The sequence below is a fragment of the Rhodopseudomonas sp. P1 genome (assembly GCF_039642825.1).
GTDB classification, from domain to species: domain Bacteria; phylum Pseudomonadota; class Alphaproteobacteria; order Rhizobiales; family Xanthobacteraceae; genus Rhodopseudomonas; species Rhodopseudomonas palustris_H.
Window position 1 is genome coordinate 3,777,732 of the sequence record NZ_CP088006.1, and the last position, 17,796, is coordinate 3,795,527.

At 62.9% G+C, this 17,796-nt stretch carries 20 protein-coding genes; 10 read left to right on the forward strand and 10 right to left on the reverse strand.

The features are described 5' to 3' along the window. Positions 1 to 14: 14 nt before the first annotated feature. Both LRC39_RS17495 and LRC39_RS17500 read right to left on the reverse strand, forming a co-directional pair. Positions 15 to 443: a CBS domain-containing protein gene (locus tag LRC39_RS17495; RefSeq protein ID WP_107345208.1), complete on the reverse strand. Its 429-nt coding sequence runs from the start codon at positions 441 to 443 to the stop codon at positions 15 to 17. A 237-nt stretch (positions 444 to 680) separates the two neighbouring features. Beyond that, entirely contained in the window at positions 681 to 1,451 is a 771-nt protein-coding gene (locus tag LRC39_RS17500) for a rhomboid family intramembrane serine protease (RefSeq protein ID WP_346295092.1), read from the reverse strand. A gap of 508 nt (positions 1,452 to 1,959) precedes the next feature. Between LRC39_RS17500 and LRC39_RS17505 the strand changes: the two genes are divergently transcribed. After that, on the forward strand, positions 1,960 to 2,529 hold the full coding sequence (locus tag LRC39_RS17505) for a PAS domain-containing protein (protein WP_263989025.1): 570 nt from the start codon (positions 1,960 to 1,962) through the stop codon (positions 2,527 to 2,529). Here the strand turns inward: LRC39_RS17505 and LRC39_RS17510 are convergent. After that, entirely contained in the window at positions 2,499 to 3,263 is a 765-nt protein-coding gene (locus tag LRC39_RS17510; protein WP_346295093.1) for a Crp/Fnr family transcriptional regulator, read from the reverse strand. The genes LRC39_RS17505 and LRC39_RS17510 overlap by 31 nt on opposite strands. A 435-nt stretch (positions 3,264 to 3,698) precedes the next feature. Between LRC39_RS17510 and LRC39_RS17515 the strand changes: the two genes are divergently transcribed. From LRC39_RS17515 to LRC39_RS17525, 3 genes are all read left to right on the forward strand, one after another. After that, positions 3,699 to 4,310 carry a PilZ domain-containing protein gene (locus tag LRC39_RS17515; RefSeq protein WP_430624903.1) on the forward strand — a complete coding sequence of 204 codons (612 nt, stop codon included), beginning with the start codon at positions 3,699 to 3,701 and terminating at the stop codon, positions 4,308 to 4,310. Positions 4,311 to 4,640: 330 nt separating this feature from the next. Then, complete coding sequence (locus LRC39_RS17520) at positions 4,641 to 5,261, forward strand: transglutaminase-like cysteine peptidase (protein ID WP_346295095.1); 621 nt, start codon at positions 4,641 to 4,643, stop codon at positions 5,259 to 5,261. Between the two features lie 556 nt (positions 5,262 to 5,817). Then, positions 5,818 to 6,675, forward strand: coding sequence for a class I SAM-dependent methyltransferase (locus tag LRC39_RS17525; protein WP_346295096.1), 858 nt, complete (start codon positions 5,818 to 5,820; stop codon positions 6,673 to 6,675). 868 nt (positions 6,676 to 7,543) lie between these two features. On the opposite strand, the gene LRC39_RS17530 is transcribed toward LRC39_RS17525, so the two are convergent. Beyond that, positions 7,544 to 8,131 carry a MarR family winged helix-turn-helix transcriptional regulator gene (locus LRC39_RS17530; RefSeq protein ID WP_346295097.1) on the reverse strand — a complete coding sequence of 196 codons (588 nt, stop codon included), beginning with the start codon at positions 8,129 to 8,131 and terminating at the stop codon, positions 7,544 to 7,546. 521 nt (positions 8,132 to 8,652) lie between these two features. On the opposite strand from LRC39_RS17530, the gene LRC39_RS17535 reads away from it, so the two are divergent. The 3 genes from LRC39_RS17535 (at position 8,653) to LRC39_RS17545 (ending at position 10,740) form a co-directional block, all read left to right on the forward strand. After that, positions 8,653 to 10,152, forward strand: coding sequence for a porin (locus LRC39_RS17535; protein WP_346295098.1), 1,500 nt, complete (start codon positions 8,653 to 8,655; stop codon positions 10,150 to 10,152). 218 nt (positions 10,153 to 10,370) lie between these two features. Beyond that, a complete protein-coding gene (locus LRC39_RS17540; RefSeq protein ID WP_346295099.1) occupies positions 10,371 to 10,562 on the forward strand; it encodes a hypothetical protein in 192 nt (63 codons plus the stop codon). Positions 10,563 to 10,572: 10 nt separating this feature from the next. Then, complete coding sequence (locus LRC39_RS17545; RefSeq protein ID WP_346295100.1) at positions 10,573 to 10,740, forward strand: hypothetical protein; 168 nt, start codon at positions 10,573 to 10,575, stop codon at positions 10,738 to 10,740. Positions 10,741 to 10,771: 31 nt separating this feature from the next. On the opposite strand, the gene LRC39_RS17550 is transcribed toward LRC39_RS17545, so the two are convergent. Further along, positions 10,772 to 11,302, reverse strand: coding sequence for a gamma carbonic anhydrase family protein (locus LRC39_RS17550; protein WP_346295101.1), 531 nt, complete (start codon positions 11,300 to 11,302; stop codon positions 10,772 to 10,774). A gap of 58 nt (positions 11,303 to 11,360) precedes the next feature. Continuing rightward, on the reverse strand, positions 11,361 to 11,693 hold the full coding sequence (locus tag LRC39_RS17555) for a DUF6949 family protein (protein ID WP_346295102.1): 333 nt from the start codon (positions 11,691 to 11,693) through the stop codon (positions 11,361 to 11,363). Positions 11,694 to 11,881: 188 nt separating this feature from the next. Between LRC39_RS17555 and LRC39_RS17560 the strand changes: the two genes are divergently transcribed. Continuing rightward, positions 11,882 to 12,592 carry a hypothetical protein gene (locus tag LRC39_RS17560; protein WP_346295103.1) on the forward strand — a complete coding sequence of 237 codons (711 nt, stop codon included), beginning with the start codon at positions 11,882 to 11,884 and terminating at the stop codon, positions 12,590 to 12,592. Positions 12,593 to 12,606: 14 nt separating this feature from the next. Here the strand turns inward: LRC39_RS17560 and LRC39_RS17565 are convergent, their stop codons facing one another. From LRC39_RS17565 to LRC39_RS17580, 4 genes are all read right to left on the reverse strand, one after another. Beyond that, entirely contained in the window at positions 12,607 to 12,825 is a 219-nt protein-coding gene (locus LRC39_RS17565; RefSeq protein ID WP_012496853.1) for a DUF3126 family protein, read from the reverse strand. Positions 12,826 to 12,993: 168 nt separating this feature from the next. Beyond that, positions 12,994 to 13,821 (reverse strand): serine O-acetyltransferase, encoded by an 828-nt coding sequence (gene cysE, locus LRC39_RS17570; protein ID WP_107345219.1) that lies wholly within the window; start codon positions 13,819 to 13,821, stop codon positions 12,994 to 12,996. 214 nt (positions 13,822 to 14,035) lie between these two features. Next, positions 14,036 to 14,791, reverse strand: a complete 756-nt coding sequence (locus LRC39_RS17575; RefSeq protein ID WP_346295104.1) for an alpha/beta fold hydrolase — start codon at positions 14,789 to 14,791, stop codon at positions 14,036 to 14,038. Between the two features lie 169 nt (positions 14,792 to 14,960). Continuing rightward, on the reverse strand, positions 14,961 to 16,109 hold the full coding sequence (locus LRC39_RS17580; protein ID WP_346295105.1) for a hypothetical protein: 1,149 nt from the start codon (positions 16,107 to 16,109) through the stop codon (positions 14,961 to 14,963). 205 nt (positions 16,110 to 16,314) lie between these two features. Here LRC39_RS17580 and LRC39_RS17585 point away from each other — a divergent pair, with 205 nt between their 5' ends. Then, the gene (locus LRC39_RS17585; protein ID WP_011158974.1) at positions 16,315 to 16,560 is read left to right on the forward strand and encodes a zinc-finger domain-containing protein; all 246 of its coding nucleotides are present in this window, start codon (positions 16,315 to 16,317) and stop codon (positions 16,558 to 16,560) included. Between the two features lie 18 nt (positions 16,561 to 16,578). Next, complete coding sequence (locus tag LRC39_RS17590; RefSeq protein ID WP_346295106.1) at positions 16,579 to 17,772, forward strand: FAD-dependent monooxygenase; 1,194 nt, start codon at positions 16,579 to 16,581, stop codon at positions 17,770 to 17,772. The last annotated feature ends 24 nt before the right edge of the window (positions 17,773 to 17,796 follow it).

The following is a 17,796-nucleotide window of genomic DNA, read 5'->3' on the forward strand; positions in this document are numbered from 1 at the left end:
TCGGTTCGGCCAGCTCAGGCCGACTTGATGTAGTCGTGCAGCGCCCGCTGCTCGTGCTCGTATTCGGACAGCCGCGATTTGACGATGTCGCCGATCGAGATCAGGCCGACCACGCGGTCATGCTCCATCACCGGCAGATGCCGAAATTTGCCCGCGGTCATCCGCTCCATGATCTCACCGACGGTGTCGTCCTGACGGCAGGTGAACACGTCGCGCGTCATCACCGCGCCGATCGGCTCATCCAGCGCAGCCGGTCCGCGGTCGGCGAGCACGCGAACGACGTCGCGCTCCGACAGGATGCCTTCGAGCCGCGTGCCGTGCATCACCAGCACCGCGCCGATCCGGCGCTCGGCTAGTGTCTTCACCGCGGACGCGAGCCGCGCCGCGGCTTCGACGGTGTGGATGTAACGGCCCTTGGATTCCAGAATCGCACGCACGGTCATGGTCGCCTCCCATAACGCCGCCTGCCGAGCCCGGCGGCTGTTGTTGTGACACTTGCAGCGGATCAGTCACGGCGTTGCGTGGAATGGACGCTCGACAGAATCGGCGGGCAAAGTGCGGCGCCGATTCCCATTCCCAGCCCGGCGCAAATCAGCGCCAGGTGCGATGACACCGCAACAATGCGGCGATTCAACGGTAGATGCAAACTATTCGCAACTGCGAAGAACTGCTGCAGCGCGTCAGGCCCGCGCCTCAGGGACGCGCGGCACGGGATCGAACAACGAGAACAGTAGCAGCCCGGCAAAGAAGCCGCCGATATGCGCCTGCCAGGCGACACTGGCGCCCTCGTTGCCGACCGCAATCGAGCCGATCCCGAAGATGATGTTGATGCCGAACCAGATCCCGAGGAACGCCAGCACCCGCGGATCGCGCAGCGCCCTCAGCAGCGGCTGCGCCGGTACCTTCGCCGCCGCATCGGCATCGCCGCGGCGCAGCGACAGGAAGCTGCCGCGGACGAACGCGAAACGGATCGCCGCCGCCATCGCGCCGGACACCGAGGCCGACGCGCCGATCATCGGGGCAACGTCGTGGGAATGGGTGAGCAGATGCGCGAACGCGCCGGCCGCCGCCGTCACCGCCATGAACACGAAGAACCGCAGGCTGCCGAACCGCCGCGCCAGCGCGCTACCGAACGGCAGCAACCACAGCACGTTGAACACGATGTGGCTGAGATTAGCGTGCAGCAGCGAGTAAGTAACGAAGGTCCAGATCTTCGCCCCGGTGCCGCCGGGGAACGGCGAGTCGAGCAGCGTCTGCTCGTAGCGCATCGGGATGAAGCCGAACATCTCGATGGTCCAGTACTCGAATTCCGGCGACAGCAGCGTGCGCAGATGGATCACCGCCAATAGCGCCACGTAGGCGGTCACCGCCCCGGGCAGCGTCAGAATCGGCTCGCGCTGCGGCTGCGGCGGCTCCGGCGGCAACGACGACGATACGAGCGGAGAATCCAACGGCTTGCGACCTGCTGCGAGCGGCTCGGGCGAGCGATCCGCACCCTTAGAGCATTTTCCGGCAAAGTGGAATTCGGAGAGCAGCGGCGGCACCCGTTCGGCCGGCGCCGGGGTGCCAAAGGACCGCACGCCCAAACGGAAAAGGGAGAGGCCCTGAGAAAGCCTCTCCCCCGGTCCGTGCCAGCAGCGTTCGAATCGGACGAGCCCGCCTGTCCAATCCGTCGGCCGGCCTGTTTTTCAGCCACCCTGTAACTCGACCAACGCGGACGGTCTGGAGTCGCCAACGTTGGAATGCCGACAGCGTAGCGGTGGTTCCCGCGCGCGCAACGCCATAGTTAATTTAACCTTAACGACGCAAAGCCGGGTATGGCGCGGCCATTCGAGCTGCGCGGCATGGACGCTGCACCAGGGGTCCTGCACAACACTCTGGGAGCGTCGCGCCGGGCGATTTCGGGACAGTCCTGTCCCAATGCCGCCTGCGCGCGACGACCGCGAACCAAGGTCGTCCATGAAGCATCCGTCGAGCCAGGCGTTCTTCGCCTATTGGGACAAGCAACGCGACGGCGCCGCGGCCCCCGATCGCAGCGCGATCGAGCCGGATGCGTTGCGCAGCCTGCTCGGGGACATGTTCGTGGTGTCGTGCGATGCGCCTGGATACCCGTTCCGGTTCGCCGGTACCCGGCTGAACGCCCTGCTCGGCCGCGACCTCAAGGGCGAGAAGCTGACCAACCAGTTCATGCTGGAACAGCGGCGCTCAATCGAACAGGTGCTGGACATCGTATCAGGAGATACCGTCGCGGTGGTCGCCGGTATCCTCGCCACCGCGCCGAATGCGACGCCGGTCACGCTGGAGCTGCTGCTCCTCCCATTCGCCCAACGCCCCCACACGCCCCTAAGCGCCACCGGTCTCCTAACCCCCCTCGCCACCCGAGTGATCGGGCCGCTGACGAGCCTGCGGCTGACCTCATGGCGAACGGTCGGCCAGCAGCCGCGCCGCTTCCCGCCCCGCAAGCTGCGGAAGTTCCAGGTGATCCGGGGACTGACGGTCTACGAGGGCAGCCGCGGCGACTCGGCATAATCCGGCGCGAGCCGTGGGATCGTCAGGTTCGGCTGGCGCTCGACCGCCGTTGCGGCGAAGCCACCGCGGTCGGTCTTGTAGCAGGCGCAGGCACGCAGCATCAGGCCGTCGACATCGGTGATCGCAAGCCGCCCACGGCTGTAGCGGATCAATCCCTGCTGCTGCAGCGCGTGAGCGATCAGCGAAATCGTGTTGCGCTTGACGCCGAGCATTTGCGCCATCAGATCCTGACCGAGCTGCATACAGTCGCTGCCAGCCATATCGCGCGATTGCAGCAGGCGGCGGCACAGGCGCCCTTCTGCAGAGTGAGCAGCGTTACATGCCGCCACACGTTCGGCCCTTACGGCGCGGATCCATTGATAGCGGAGCAACAGACTGCGCAGCGACGAACTGTGGTCGACGGCGTAGCGGAAGTGCATCACCTCGATCGCGGATGCGGTCGCCGGATAGCGAACCACGGCACCGGCAGCCGCCACCGTCTCGTGCGCCGCCTCCGCCCCGACAGCGCCGTCCCGGCCGATCGCAGCGAGTTCGATCGCCTCGTCCTTGCCGAGGCCGATCACGCTAGAAATGATGCCGCCGTGAGGGAAGATCGCCTGTTCGAGCGGCGCCCCCGCCTCGACCAGAACCTGACCGAATTTCAGGTCGATCGTGCGAAGATGAGGACGCAGCAGTTCAAAATCCGCCGCCGGCAAAGCCCCAAGCAGGTCGTTTGCTGATTGACTGCAGGCCATGGCTCCGCCCCGCAAATTGGCGCGGCGTAGCGCACCTGGCTACGCCCCGGCCCTTTTAATAAGCCGCTGCAATTGCGGCTCCCCGGGAACTTTAATCCTTCGCCCTCCGCGCAAAGTCCACTTCGTACGACTACGCGGCAAACACCGGGCCAACGACGAAACAGGATCGAACAAAGCGGATTTCAGCGCGATCGGACGCGGCCTGAAGCACCCATCGGCCTCGCCACATGGCCTTTCAGATGGGGGCGAGTTGTTACTTGAAGACCCTGCAAAGTGATCTATCGATCGCATGTCATCTCAACCGTTGCGCCCACAACCCAATCTGCGACGCGAACAGTCGGCACAACCAAGGACGGCGGTCTGCTAACGAGCCGTTAACCGTGCCGGCCGTAGGCTGGAAGCTACGGCAGCGCACCGGCCAGCGGAAATCCAGTTTTGTTGTTGCAGAACCCCAAAAGCCAGCCGGCGACGCTCGAGCGTCGTCGTTTCCAGCGGGTGAAAGTTCACCTGCTCGGACGCTACATGCTGCCCGACCGCCGTGAGTTTCCATGCCAGGTGATCAACATGTCGCCCGGCGGACTGGCCCTGCTGGCGCCGGGGATCGGCAATGTCGGCGACCGCGTGATCGCCTATCTCGACCATGTCGGTCGCGTCGAAGGCAAGATCACCCGTATCATCGACAATGGCTTTGCGATGTCTCTGGCCGCAACGCCGCGTAAGCGCGACAAGCTCGCGGCCCAGCTCACCTGGCTCGCCAATCGCGACATTCTCAATCTGCCGGAAGACCGTCGCCACGACCGTATCGTGCCGCGCAACCCGATCGCCGTGCTGACGCTCGACGACGGCAGCCGGATGAGTTGCCGCATCATCGACATGTCGCGCTCCGGCGCCGCGATTGCCGCAGAGCAGCGTCCCCCGCTAAACTCGCAGGTGCTGCTCGGCCGCGTCGCTTCCCGCGTCGTTCGTCACCTCGACGATGGCTTCGCGCTAGAGTTCGTGCACGAGCAGCTCGAAGAAACGCTCGAAGACAGCGTTACCGCGCGGTGAACAGAACGCAGCGATCCACACCGCGTAGCACCTCACTTTCCCGGCGCTTGCCACCCTTTGTCGCCTCAACATCGCTTGGAGCCGGACGCTCCGGCCGGTTAATGCGCGCCGCGCAACGACGCGAAACTGCGCGTGCCGCAGCGATGCACGTGTTAATAGCTCAAATTTGAATCAATTGCCGATATCTCGAATTTTACGCAAATTCGATTCAAGTATAGATCGAATGCACCGACAGTTTTACTTGCATTCGTCTCGACTTTACTTCGACGACTTAGCGGCCCTGCAAAGCGTTTGTGCAAATGATGGTCCCAACAAGAAACGGGGGCCACAATGTCGGGCAACAGGGGATTTCGGGGGCTTGCGGTGATTGCCGCCGTCGTCGCGCTGACCGCGACGGCGCAAGCCGAAGACAGAGTTCGCTACGCCAGCGTCGGCGACGAGACGCGCGCACCGATCGGTTGGATCGAGTTCTGCTCGGACAATCCGGTGGAGTGCCGCGGCAGCCGAAGCCAGGCACGGGACATCGTGCTGACGCAGACTGCTTGGCAGGATCTAATGAAGGTCAACCGCTGGGTCAACGACACCATCAAGCCGCTGACCGACATGGACCACTGGGGCGTGATCGAAAAGTGGTCGCTGCCGACCGACGGTTACGGCGATTGCGAAGACTACGTGCTGCTGAAGCGCAAGATGCTGATCGACGCCGGCTGGCCGCGCGAAGCGCTGCTGATTACCGTGGTCCGCGACAAGAAGAACGAAGGTCACGCGGTGCTGACCGTAAAGACCGACAAAGGCGAGTTCATCCTCGACAACCAGAACGAGGAAGTCGTCGCCTGGACCGAGACTGGCTACCGCTTCGTCAAGCGGCAGTCGCAGAGCGATCCCAATGCCTGGGTCGCACTCGGCGACGGTCGCCCGGCAATCGCAACCGCGAGCGCCAAGCAGCGCTGAGCCTCAGACGCCCATAGGAGAAACGCGACCCGGTCGAATCCCCACCCCTCCCCGTCCCAGACCGGATCGTGCGCGGCCAGCCTTCCCCCAAAGGCTGGCCGCACCCCGTTTGGGGCACAGTCAAGCCCCTTTGGCACAGATGAGGTGTAGTCTGCCATAGCAACAGCCAGAGCACGCCAGAGACGAACAATACACGACAAGCATGATCGGCTGCGACACGCGAGACACGCATCACTTCGCTGACAGTAAGCCTTTTACGTCTCAACCACCGTTATTCCGCGAGCGCGGTACGACATCTCTGGAGGCTACAGATCTCTACCTCCACGCACCTTGATGTAGCTCCGTTTACATGGACGACCATCGCGACCAAGCCGCACAATCCAGCCCATTGCCGGCAACGCCAACAGGCCACGATTACCGTGACTGACCGGCGTGTACTAAATTTCGACAAAATCCCCCATTGAAGCGATCAGCATTACACTCCACAATTGAACATTTTCAGACACTCCGCAGAATTCTCCCGGAGATCGAAATACACAAAATTGGGAATTCGGCCATGCTTAGCAAAGCAATCCAACTTACCAAATCTATTTACCAGTCGCTTCTGCCTGCGCCAGACACTCCTTCAACGCTGCCCGGGGCAAAGGGAGAAATCCAACCCGAAAAAGACAGCGCGCCATCGGGCCAGACGGATCAAATTGATTACAACAAACTACATACCTCCAACGCCGCTCGCCTTGTAGACATCGAACATTCCTCTGTACTGGTAGTAGGGGCCAACACCGGGGGAGATTGCAGAGAATTCATCGATCTTGGAGCAGCCAGAGTCGACGGACTTGACGTGATCGACGAGGTGGGAGCGGCCTTCACCCACGAACGCACAACTTATTACAAGCAAAGCATCGAGAGGACCAATCTTCAGAGCAATCAGTACGACCTAATCTTCTCCTTTGCCACAATGGAACACGTCACAGATATCCACGCCGGCTTTACTGAGATGGCGCGACTCCTCAAACCCGGAGGAGTTTTGTATTCAATCGCGGCCCCGCTGTGGAATTCCGCCTATGGACACCACATGACTTGCTTCCATGGACACCCCTGGGTCCATCTTGTCTTCGATAGACCGGGCATCTTATCCTATGCCAACCAGAACGGAATACAGGGCGAGCGAGGACACGACATCGTCGACATCGTCGATTACATGCTCGACCTTAAGTTCTTTAACAAGCGATCAAGCGCAGAATACATAGACGCCGCGGCACGACAACGCTGCTTGTCCATTGCCAGAAACGACTTGGAAGGCGGCGATCCGACGCTGCTAAATCACCCACTTGGCCAAGCAGTCCTCCAACGTTATCGATCTGACGAAGTACTTCCGGTCGTGCACACCTTGATAGCTACAAAGACGGCGTGATCGACCGAAAAATCGGTCGTGTTCGACGTAGTGCTTAACGCGCCGACAGCCCTCTTCCGGCAGCAAAGCTCTTTGACTGTTGAATAAGTGCCTGGCGGCGCGTCTCCCGTCATGCTTCCTTTAATCCGGATCGAATGAGGCGCAAATGATGCCGAGGAGCGACGAACGGACGGGACTCCCGTTCGCCCTTATCGATGTAGAAGGTGGGATTCGCGCCGCCTGCAGACAGGGCTTACGAGGTTACGGATTGTGTCGAGGAGCTGAGAAACCGTTCCGTGGCGGGGCACATCGCCATCGACGAGCATTCGAGCAAGGCCAGCAAGCCGCACCAATCCACGACCGACCGACTGTTCTGAGACACGCAGCTACGCGGTCAGTACACCGTTGCAAGCCCATCGAGGAGAAATTTAGCGGATCACGGCCCGGCCGGCCTTACCAAACATGCAGTCCGAGGCCGCACCCGCGTCAATGCCGCCCTCAAGCTGGCACTACGGCCCGCCATCTGATCCGCCTGCCATGACTGTCGGGGGCAACCGGATGAGGAACCTCGGCTTAAGCGCCAAGCGCCATCCGGCAAAGCCGACGCTCGGCGGAGAAACCCACCTGGAACTCTCGATCCGACCGAAACAAACTTCATCCAAGCCTGCTAGAGCGCTTCATCGATTGATTGAAGCGAACTTGGCCTTTCCAAGCGCACTAAAGTCCTCATCCTGTGGAGCCCGGCAAAGCCGGGCGTCTCGAAGGATGAGGAGCCGCAGGGCTTGCGGCACATGGTTCGAGACGGCGCTTCGCGCCTCCTCACCATGAGGTTCTGCAAGCTGCGACCGCCAGGAAGTGCGGTCCTGATTCCGTCGAAATCAGAAATGCTCTAGGGCTCGTCGAGCACCCGCAACATCGCTTCCTTGGTTCGATTCTTCAGCATCTCAAGCTTGGCCTTGACGTCGTTGAGCGCCTCCGCGTCAAAGTCGCTGAAGATATACGCATGCAGGGCCTCCCAACGCGGCGATAGACGGTCGATCTTGGTGCGCGCTTCATCGGACAGCGACATCAGCACCACGCGAGCATCTTCCGTCGAGGGTGCCCGATTGAGCAGCCCCATCCGCTCCAGGATCTTGGTTTGAGTTGTGACGAAGGTCGAGACGGCGTGGATCTTGTGAGACACGTCGCCGACGGACACGCCATTTCCCTGGTCGAGATCGGCGATCGCCATCAGGATCAGCCACTGCGAGCCGCTGATTCCGAACAGCTTGGCCCACGCGCGGCGCATGTCCTCCAGATTGTTGCTGATCGAGACGAAATCCCAAATCACCTGGTGAGACACGCCGAAATCTCGGTGCGCGCACGCTTGTGAAACACCGGGCGGCTCCTCGGCCCCAACCGCCTGGAGCGGCTGCCTCACCAACGACGGCCGCGTAACGGCTTCGTCGTGATGCTGCTCCGTAGTCCGATGCGGCATTCCCCGCCCCTCCGAATCATCCCCGAAACGCCTTTTTTTGTTTGTCGACTCGGACGAACCCGAAATCGCGGCGCAGCCGTGATTGCGTTATGTACCCAAACTTGAGCTGAGACCAAAGGTGCCATTTCCGTCCCAGTCGTACGTTTGTTCGCCGTCCCCACCTCTTGCGGCAGCTGCGATGGCCTGAAAACAAAGCCTTTTCAAGCCTCTCGCGACTGACAGTCGAGCACGGTGCCGGCAGCAACCAAGTCCGGATCGCGGAATTTGGACGTGACAGAATCGTGACACCCTGTTGCCTCAATACCACAGTTTTGTCCGATGTCGTCGCACTCCTTTGTTCGATCCTTCCGTTAGCTATGTTTGTTATGTATCTAGTTCCCTGACGGAGGGGGGCAACCTCGAAGTCGTCCCGGCTCAAACTGCTCACGCTCTGGCATCGAGCAGTCGGGTTCACGGGCGGGCTCGTACCGGAACACAGCACCGGTCGGCATGCCCTTCGAAGGCAAACTTGGAGGTTTACGATGAATTTTGCGAAGAGCCTTATGCTCGGTGGTGCGGCGCTCCTCGTCGCCACCGCTGGTGCGCAGGCGGCCGATCTTCCGCTCAAGGCCAAGGCGGTCGAATACGTGAAGGTCTGCTCGCTGTACGGCGCCGGCTTCTACTACATCCCGGGCACCGACACCTGCATCAAGCTCGGCGGCTATATCCGCGCCGAGTACGCGTTCAATGCGGGCGGCATGACTGAAACGCCGTCGTGGAACGGCAGCGCCGGTCAGGGCAACCGGCTTGCCAACAGCACCATCTATCGTTCGCGTGCCGACCTGAACATCGACACCCGCACCGCGACCGAATACGGCGTGGTTCGCACCTACTTCGACTCGGTGTTCACCTGGACCACCGGCAGCGACACCGTCGCCAACGGCAGCCTCGGCGTGTACTTCGCGTTCGTGCAGTTCGCCGGCTTCACCTTCGGTAAGGCGGTCTCGCAGTTCTCGACCCCGTGGAACGGCAGCCCGGGCAACATCGGCTCGAACCTGCTCGGCGGCGACGATACCTCGACCGGCGTCAATCAGGTCAGCTACACTGCTGAATTCGGCAATGGTGTGTCGGCCTCGATCAGCCTCGAAGACCAGTCCGGCTACCGCTGGGCGCAGGGCAATTCGGGCGCCAATATCTCGCTGCTGAACGTGACCGCGGGTAACGGCAGTCAATCGTCTTGGCTGAGCGGCCTCGGCAGCTACACTGGCAATAGCTACTCGGCCGGCACCAGCATCCCTGACATCGTCGGCAAGGTTCGCGTCGATCAGGCCTGGGGCCTATTCCAAGTGTCCGCGGCGGCGCACCAGATCCGTGCTAGCTACTACAACCCCGCCAACGAATGGTCCGATCATCCGGGTGACAAGTGGGGCTATGCGGTTCTCGCCGCCCTGTCGCTCAAGAACCTGCCCACCGGCCCGGGCGATTCGATCAACCTCGATGCCACCTATGCGGATGGTGCGATCCGCTACGTGATCGGCGGCACCAGCCCGAACTACTTCTCGATCTTCGGCAATAATGCCGATGCTGGCGCCTATCAGACCCTCGGTCTGGGCACCGCCGTCGACGGCGTGTTCGTTAACACCGGCGGCATCGAAACCACCAAGGCCTGGGGTATCCGTGGCGCCTTCAACCACAACTGGAACCCGAACTGGGCGACCTCGATCTTCGGTTCGTATTCCTCGGTCGACTTCGGCAGCACCGGTGGTGCTCTCTACACGGCCGGTCTTCGTGCTCAAGCTGGCGCTGGCAACACCATTGCCGGAAACCCGAACTTCAACATCGCTCAGATCGGCACCCGCACCTCGTGGACCCCGGTCAAGAACCTGACGTTCTCGGGCGAAGTGATGTGGACCCGCCTCGACCAGAACTACTCGGGCTTTACCGGTTCGGTGTCGCCGGGTGGTACCAAGCCGATCACCGTCTACCAGTTCAAGGATCAGGACACTGTGGTGGGCGCGGTTCGCGTCCAGCGCACCTTCTAAGCTAACACGAAAGGAACTTGTAAACCTCCAAGGAACCTCCGGCGATGCCCCGCCGGAGGTTTTCCTTTTTGGAGGCTTCAATTTCAGCGCGTCGAGTTAGCTCCGTGTTGGGACAGCCTCATCAGGTCATGCAGTTTGTCCGGCGGAATCCCGATCGGTCCCCTTTATCTTCCGGAACGTTTTCTTACCTTGGAACTTGACGTCGCGGAGACTACGCGATGCGCAAGCTGATTGGCTTTGACGCCGACACGCTCGATAAGCTTACACAGCTCGGCCGCGATCTGATGGCGACACTCCAAGAGCTCGCCGACGAGGCGTTCGCCGACCTACTGAAGAAGCACGGTGTGCCGATCGACTTGAAGGATGCGCTGCGTAAGAGCGCAGCGCCGGCTATGAATCGCAAACATTAAGGAGCAGCCGATGTCCGCCGACCCGGATCCGTTCACACTGGGCGAACGCGCAGCGCGCGAGAACATTCCCGCCGAAGCCAATCCCTATCACGAGGGCAGCGAAGAACACGCCCTGTGGGCCGCCGGGCATGAGGGCGTTGCGACCGCAATCGAAGCGAACGAGTCCAAAGGAACCTGACGGAAGCCGGCCGCGAGGGCCGCGGCTCCACTCACCCGATCTTTTTAAGCCCCTTGGCGTAGCGCTGGCCATTGGCGACGTAAAAGCCGGCGCCCACCAGCATCGCCTGGACCTGTTCGGGGGTGAGCGCTCGCGCGACCTTGGCCGGCGCCCCGAGAATTAGAGAGTTCTCTGGAAACGACTTGCCTTCAGTGACCACAGCGCCTGCCCCAACAACGCAGCCACGCGCCAGCTTGGCGCCATTCATTACGATCGCACCCATCCCGATTAGAACGCTGTCCTCGATGGTGCAGCCGTGCAGGATGACGTTGTGGCCGATGGTGCAGCCCTTGCCGACCTTGAGCGGAAAGCCCGGATCGGTGTGGCAGGTCGTGCCGTCCTGAATGTTGGAGCCCTCTCCGATCTCGATCCATTCGTTGTCGCCGCGCAAAACGGCGCCAAACCAGACCGAGACCGAATTACCGAGGCGAACCCTGCCGACTACCGACGCGCTGTCAGCGATGAAGTAATTTCCATCTGCCGGAAGATCCGGCCGCTGTCCGTCGAGTTCGTAGATCGCCATCGCTGTCTCCTATCGTCCGCTCCGTCATGACAATGCAGCAGCGACGACGCAATGGTTTTCAGGCAAACACACCGAGCGCCTGCAACACCATCAGAACCACGGTTCCTGACATCAGGCTCCAGAACCCAGCCAGCAGAGTCGCCAGCATCACGAATTGCGCGCGCCAGAGATCGGAGGTGCGCGGCCCGGTCAGCGTGTTGCGCATGATGATGAACGGTGCTGCGAACATCAGAAACGGCAGTGCCGCAAAGCTCTGCGGGACCACGCCCTGTTGCAGCAGACTAAAGCCGGCCGGGCGCTGCGCCATCGCCTGATAGGCGCTGGTCAGCGCGCCCGCCACGGCAAATCCGATCAGAAGCGAGAACAGATTGTTGAAGGCATCAGGGGACATCGGCAGCTTCCAGCTCGATGGGGCTGCCTAAGGTGTCGCAAAAACCGGCGCTGGGCGCCACGCCAAGCTTAAGAAAAGGTTAACACGCGGCGGAAGAATTGCAGCCGTGCTTGGCACAATCCGGTTCGGCACCGATTCGGTACGTGGCATAGTCCGACTGATTCGTGGTGTCGGATGTCTGCGTTGTCATGACTTTGGTATCGTCGCTTCCGGGCCGTCCGCGCAATTCCCGCGCCCGGCGCAATCATTCCCGCGTCCCGTTGATGATCGGCGGTGCGATCGGCGCGGCCTCGATTGCGGCTGTTGCCTATCTGCTGTGGCCGACTTGGCACGTGCAGACGGCCGGTGATCCGGATCGCACCCCGGTGACGATTGGCGACACGCTGTTCAATGTGCCGACCAAGGCATTTCGGGTGAAGTATCAACGCCGCTCCGGGCCGCAGGAGCGCGTCGACCTCGCGTTCCTGTATCCGTCACTGATGCCGCCAGAGCGCGCGACGCATAAGACGGCAGAGGAAATCGCCGAATTTCAGCCGATTGATCGGATTTTCGTCTCGATCGCCGCGCACCAGGACACGCTGGCGCCTGAGACACGGCTGCGCACGATCTATCCCCGCTATCTCGCGCCGGTCGCTCCACAGACCGCGGATGGGCTGACATTGCGCCCGTTCCTGGAAGGCTCACCTTACGCGAACGAGGATCTGTTCGTAGCTACGGAGCAGCCTGAACTGGCAGCGCGCTGCACGCGAGATCGGCAAACGCCGGGAATGTGCCTCAGCGAGATGCGGATCGAAGGCGCCGACCTAACCTTCAGGTTTCCGCGACAATGGCTGACGCAGTGGCGGACCGTCGCCCACGCGATCTCGCAGCTCGCCGCGCAGATGCATGTGCGCGGCTGAGGCGACAGATCCGGTTACTCGACGTCGGCCAGGTCGTCTTCCAGGATCGCCATCTGGAACTGGAACGAGCGATCGTCGTCCTCGTCGTCGACGAACAGCACGCCGATGAACTCCTCGCCGATATAGACCTCGGCCGAATCTTCCTTCTTCGGACGCGGCACCACGCGGATTTTCGGATTGCCGAACACCCGCTTGAGATAGGCATCGAGTTTTCTGACTTCCTGAACGTCCACGGTAATCTCCAATTCGTCTGTGCGATGGCTGGCGCAGCGCCGACGGTATTCGTTTCGTCGCGCGACCGGCCATGGCCGGGGTCGCCGTCAGTACTTTCTCACGGCCGCTGCCGCAACCCCTCGCCGCGAGTTGCGAACCGCAATCGAGGCCGATGGCAATTCGGCCGATCAGAGACCAATCGCGTTGATCATCTGATCCATCGTGCGTGACGGCTCGGCGCAACCGGCCTCCCCCACCACCTTGGCCGGCACACCGGCGACGGTCATGTTGTGCGGCACCGACTTCAGCACCACCGACCCCGCGGCGATGCGCGCGCAGTGTCCGACTTCGATGTTGCCGAGAATCTTGGCGCCGGCGCCGATCATCACGCCGCGGCGGATCTTCGGATGGCGATCCTCGTGCTCCTTGCCGGTGCCACCGAGCGTGACGCCGTGCAGGATCGAAACGTCGTCATCGATCACTGCGGTCTCGCCGACCACAAGGCCGGTGGCATGATCGAGGAAGATGCCGCGGCCGATCTTCGCCGCCGGATTGATGTCGGTCTGAAACACCGCCGACGCCCGGCTCTGCAAATACAGCGCGAAATCCTTGCGTCCCTTGCCGAACAGCCAATGCGCCAGACGATGCGTCTGAATGGCGTGGAAGCCCTTGTAGTACAGCAGCGGATCGATGAAGCGCGACGTCGCCGGATCGCGATCGAACACCGCCACCATATCGGCACGAAACGCGTTGCCGATATCCGGCTGATCGCGCAGCGCGTCTTCGTAAGTCTGACGGATCAGATCGCCGGACAGCGCCGCATGATCGAGCCGCTCGGCAACGCGATGCACCACCGCGTCTTCCAGACGATCATGATGCAGCACGCTCGCAAAAATGAACGATGCCAGTTCGGGCTCGCGCCGAACGATGTCTTCGGCTTCGCTCCGCACCCGTTCCCAGATCGGATCGAGCGCCGTCACGTTCGCACTCTGCGGATTGATCTGATGCATCACCATGCCGGCTCTCTCGATCGGTCGTTCAGAACACTATACCACGCCAGCCGCGGCGCTGTCGCGGCGACTGTCGAAGCCGGCTCGGCACGAGCCAAGAATCGTTAAACCCTTGAAGCCAGCCGATATTCCGAGAGCCAGCGCCATCATAGCGAACCCCTCACGTTTTCAAAGTGGGCGGCAGCGGCGACGGAATCAAGGCCGGAGCGGCGGGGCGCCGTCACGGGCGCCGCGCCAGGAAATCCACCACGCCTTCCTTGTAGACCCTATCGCCGACCGCGCGCATGTGGTCCCGCCGCGGGATATCCAGCACCTGCGAGCCCGGAATGATCTTGCCTAGCTCGTGCGCCGAGCCGGCGACGTCATCGTCGGTGCCGACCGCGATCAGCACCGGGACGGCGATCTGCGCGGCGTCCTCGCGGCTCATCAGTCCGCGCGATCCGCGCATACAGGCGGCGAGCGCTTTGCGATCGGAACGGGTCTGATCCGCGAATGCGCGAAAGGTGCGACCAACCGGATCGGTGACATCGTCGAGCGCGTCGGCCTCGAGCGCGTGCGCGACGTTTTCACCGGGACGCCCTTCGTTGCTGAGGAGCCCCATGCCGAGACCGCCGAGCATGAGCGAGCGGACCCGCTGCTCCTGCCACCGCGCGAGATTGGCGCCGATCCGCGCGCCCATCGAATAGCCCATGACGTCGGCGCGCGCGATGCCGAGATGATCCATCAGGGCCACTGCGTCGGAGGCCATCGCCTCGAGCGTGTAGTCGTTCGGATCGTACAGCTTGCTGGACTCGCCGTGACCGCGATTGTCGATCGCGATGACCCGGCGCCCGGCTCGCTTCAATTCCGACAGCCAGGACGGATACACCCAGTTGACGTTCTTGTTCGATGCGAAGCCGTGAATTAGCAAAATGGGCTCGCCCTCGCCTTCGTCGAGGTAAGCGATGTTGGCTCCGGCGTGATCAAAGCTCGGCATCAGATATCCGTCGTTGATAGTGGGAATAAGCGTGGAGGGTTAATTCGTCAGGCCCGGCGAGCGGGCCCAGCCGAGCCACACGATCCGCCGCGTCGGCGAACCAGCATGGCCGCGATCCGCGCAAGCGTAACGAACAGCATCGGACTTTATCATTCTTGCGCCGCTCGCACTATGCCTCGGCCACGGCAGATGCCGCGCCGACCGAAGGCTGCGGCTGTCTGGTTGCGGCAAGCGCGCGTTTGGCCGCCTTACGTTTACGGCGATCGAGCCAGCGTTGCGTCAGCCGCTCGGCGCCGGCCTTCAGCGAGGTGACGAAGCCGATCAGCATCATCAGCGCACTGAAGATCCACGAGGCGAAATTCCACAGGCCGGTCGTGAGCAGCAAAGCGCCGCGCCCGAGCAGCTTGATGATCGCACGGGTCTGACCACCTTTCGCTTCGGCAAGTTTCGCGGCCCGCGCCACATCCTTCGGATTTTCGGCAACCTTGAGCGCATCGAACGCCCCGCGCGTACCGGCCTTCTCGCCGATCTTGCCGACATCCTTGGCGAACCGCATCAAACCGCCGGCTTTCTCGGTGCGGACTGCAGCCTTCACCGCATCGAGCGTCTGCGCCGGACGAAGCAGCGACGCATCAGCGACGGCACGTTGCAGCGCCGGCGCATCGACCACTTCGCGAGCCGAACGACCGGCCCATTTCGCAAGGCCCTCGCTGATACGTCCGACCTTGCGCGCATCCTTCACGAGGGTCAGCCCGGCCCGCGCCGGCGCCCCTGCGCCAACGCTGACATAAGTCGCAGCGGTCACTGCAATGCCCGCGGCCGCGAGCCCGAGCACCAGATGATCAGCAGCCTCCCCGGTCGCCAGATGTTTGCCCTCGCGGATCACGTCGCGGATATCGCCGAACACGAACAAATCGCCCGTGATCGTGCCGGACAGACCTGCGAGATCGTCGGCCTGGCCGGTGACGAGACCGGTCGCGAACCGTGTCGCCACCTGCGCAGGGGCCCGATCCGCAGCGACCGCATCATCGACGCGCCGTGTCAGTTCGTCAGGCAACGCGACCCGATGCGCGCCGGCCAGTTCGACCAGGCTGCGCGCGAGATCAGCATCGCCTGCGGCGAGTGCAGCCTCGATCTGTCGCGGGATCATGCCCTGATCCCGCCGCAAAGCCTCCGCGATCTGCAGATCCGACAAGGTCGCCGGATCATCCTGCGCGGCGATCAGTTTGGCGCTGTACTGGGCGTGCGGCCATGCGGCGACCAGCGCCACAGCGCTGATTGCAAGGCAGAACTTCGCTACGCCGAGTTGTAGCCGCATCCGGTCCTCGTGTTTCTCCCTAGGAGATGGTGCGTCATCACTTCGACACAACCGATCAGACGAAAGGAGGGCTTCTCCCACACCACGGGATTGTGTCGAATTTCACCGGGCAATCTCTATCCGGCCGCTCTAGGAATCAGGCAGCGGCGCCGGTATGGTGCGCTGCACTGTTAGTTGCCCTCCGCTGTCAGCAAAGGTGAGCTGAATGTCCGACCACGTGGTTCCCCACTTCCAGAACGATGCCGGCGTTGCGACGATCGAAATCGGTTCGCGGGAATTTATGTGCGTCGGCGCCGCCCCTCCGTTCGATCATCCGCACGTGTTTCTCGACCTCGGTAACGACAACGAGATCATCTGCCCATATTGCTCGACGCTGTATCGCTACGCGGCCGATCTGAAGCCGGGCGAAGCCCGTCCGCCGGAATGCGTTCTGAAGGACAAGGTCGCCTGATCGGACCCTGACCGCAACGTGGCGGTCTCCCGAACCATTATCGTCGCGGGAGCCGGAATTGGCGGCCTGACCGCCGCATTGGCCCTGGCCGCCAAGGGGTTCCGAGTCATCGTACTGGAGCGCACCGAGCGGCTCGACGAAGTCGGTGCCGGTCTGCAGCTCTCTCCCAACGCCTCCCGAATTCTGGTCGAGCTCGGCCTGCAGCCGCGGCTCGATGCTTGCGCGGTGGTGCCCGACGCTGTCACCGCGATCAACGCCCGCTCCGGCCGGGCCATCGTCCGGATGCCGATCGGCGACGTCGCCGTCCGCAATGGCGCGCCCTACTGGGTGGTGCATCGCGCCGACCTGCAGGCCGCGCTGGCCGCCAAGGTCGCCGCCCACCCCTCGATCGACCTCCGGCTCGGCTGCGCCGTCGAGGATGTCGCGCCCCATGCCAACGGTGTCACCGTGTCGGCCGGCGGCGGTCAGGAACCGGCGCTGGCGCTGGTTGGGGCCGACGGCATCTGGTCGGCCGTCCGCGGGGTGGCGTTTCCGAAGATTCAACCGCTGTTTTCCGGCCTGATCGCCTGGCGAGGCACGATTCCGGCCGAGGCGATGCCAGATGGGGAGAGGCTGCGCGGAGTGCAGTTGTGGCTGGGGCCGGAGGCGCATCTGGTGGTGTATCCGATCTCAGGTGGGCGCCGCATTAACCTGGTGGCGGTGGTCAATGGCTCATGGAACCAGCGCGGCTGGAGCGCGCGCGGCGAACCGACTGAGATTGTCGCGCGTTTCGCCCATTGGGCGGGGGCAGCCCGGGCGCTGATCGGAACCGTCGAAAACTGGACGCGCTGGGCGCTGTTCGCGATGCCGGACGGCGGGGCGTGGAACCAGGGCCCGATCGCCCTGTTGGGCGATGCCTCCCACGGCATGCTGCCATTCGCCGCCCAGGGCGCCGGCATGGCGATCGAGGACGCCGCCGTACTGGCCGCCGGCCTGGCTGCCAACCATGGCGAGGGCCGCAGCGGCACCGCCTCGGAGGTTGCGACCACGCTGCAGCGCTACGCGGCGCTGCGCCGGCCCCGGGTCAAACGGGTGCAGCAGCTCGCCCGGCAGAACGGCGTGATCTACCACCTGCCCGGCGCTGCGGCGCTCGCCCGCGATCTCGCGATGCGGGCGCTCGGCCCGGACCGGCTGCTGGCGCGGCAGAGCTGGATCTACGACTGGCGCCCCTGAGGGCGCTCCCACGAAAGGGCCAAG

Excerpts from the sequence above, each read along its gene's own strand:
- LRC39_RS17525 (WP_346295096.1), top strand. The coding sequence starts at position 5,818 with ATGCTTAGCAAAGCAATCCAACTTACCAAATCTATTTACCAGTCGCTT.
- cysE (WP_107345219.1), bottom strand. The coding sequence starts at position 13,821 with ATGGTGATGCATCAGATCAATCCGCAGAGTGCGAACGTGACGGCGCTC.
- LRC39_RS17545 (WP_346295100.1), top strand. The coding sequence starts at position 10,573 with ATGTCCGCCGACCCGGATCCGTTCACACTGGGCGAACGCGCAGCGCGC.
- LRC39_RS17540 (WP_346295099.1), top strand. The coding sequence starts at position 10,371 with ATGCGCAAGCTGATTGGCTTTGACGCCGACACGCTCGATAAGCTTACA.
- LRC39_RS17585 (WP_011158974.1), top strand. The coding sequence starts at position 16,315 with ATGTCCGACCACGTGGTTCCCCACTTCCAGAACGATGCCGGCGTTGCG.
- LRC39_RS17505 (WP_263989025.1), top strand. The coding sequence starts at position 1,960 with ATGAAGCATCCGTCGAGCCAGGCGTTCTTCGCCTATTGGGACAAGCAA.
- LRC39_RS17495 (WP_107345208.1), bottom strand. The coding sequence starts at position 443 with ATGACCGTGCGTGCGATTCTGGAATCCAAGGGCCGTTACATCCACACC.
- LRC39_RS17535 (WP_346295098.1), top strand. The coding sequence starts at position 8,653 with ATGAATTTTGCGAAGAGCCTTATGCTCGGTGGTGCGGCGCTCCTCGTC.
- LRC39_RS17510 (WP_346295093.1), bottom strand. The coding sequence starts at position 3,263 with ATGGCCTGCAGTCAATCAGCAAACGACCTGCTTGGGGCTTTGCCGGCG.
- LRC39_RS17530 (WP_346295097.1), bottom strand. The coding sequence starts at position 8,131 with ATGCCGCATCGGACTACGGAGCAGCATCACGACGAAGCCGTTACGCGG.
- LRC39_RS17560 (WP_346295103.1), top strand. The coding sequence starts at position 11,882 with ATGACTTTGGTATCGTCGCTTCCGGGCCGTCCGCGCAATTCCCGCGCC.
- LRC39_RS17580 (WP_346295105.1), bottom strand. The coding sequence starts at position 16,109 with ATGCGGCTACAACTCGGCGTAGCGAAGTTCTGCCTTGCAATCAGCGCT.
- LRC39_RS17575 (WP_346295104.1), bottom strand. The coding sequence starts at position 14,791 with ATGCCGAGCTTTGATCACGCCGGAGCCAACATCGCTTACCTCGACGAA.
- LRC39_RS17520 (WP_346295095.1), top strand. The coding sequence starts at position 4,641 with ATGTCGGGCAACAGGGGATTTCGGGGGCTTGCGGTGATTGCCGCCGTC.
- LRC39_RS17550 (WP_346295101.1), bottom strand. The coding sequence starts at position 11,302 with ATGGCGATCTACGAACTCGACGGACAGCGGCCGGATCTTCCGGCAGAT.
- LRC39_RS17555 (WP_346295102.1), bottom strand. The coding sequence starts at position 11,693 with ATGTCCCCTGATGCCTTCAACAATCTGTTCTCGCTTCTGATCGGATTT.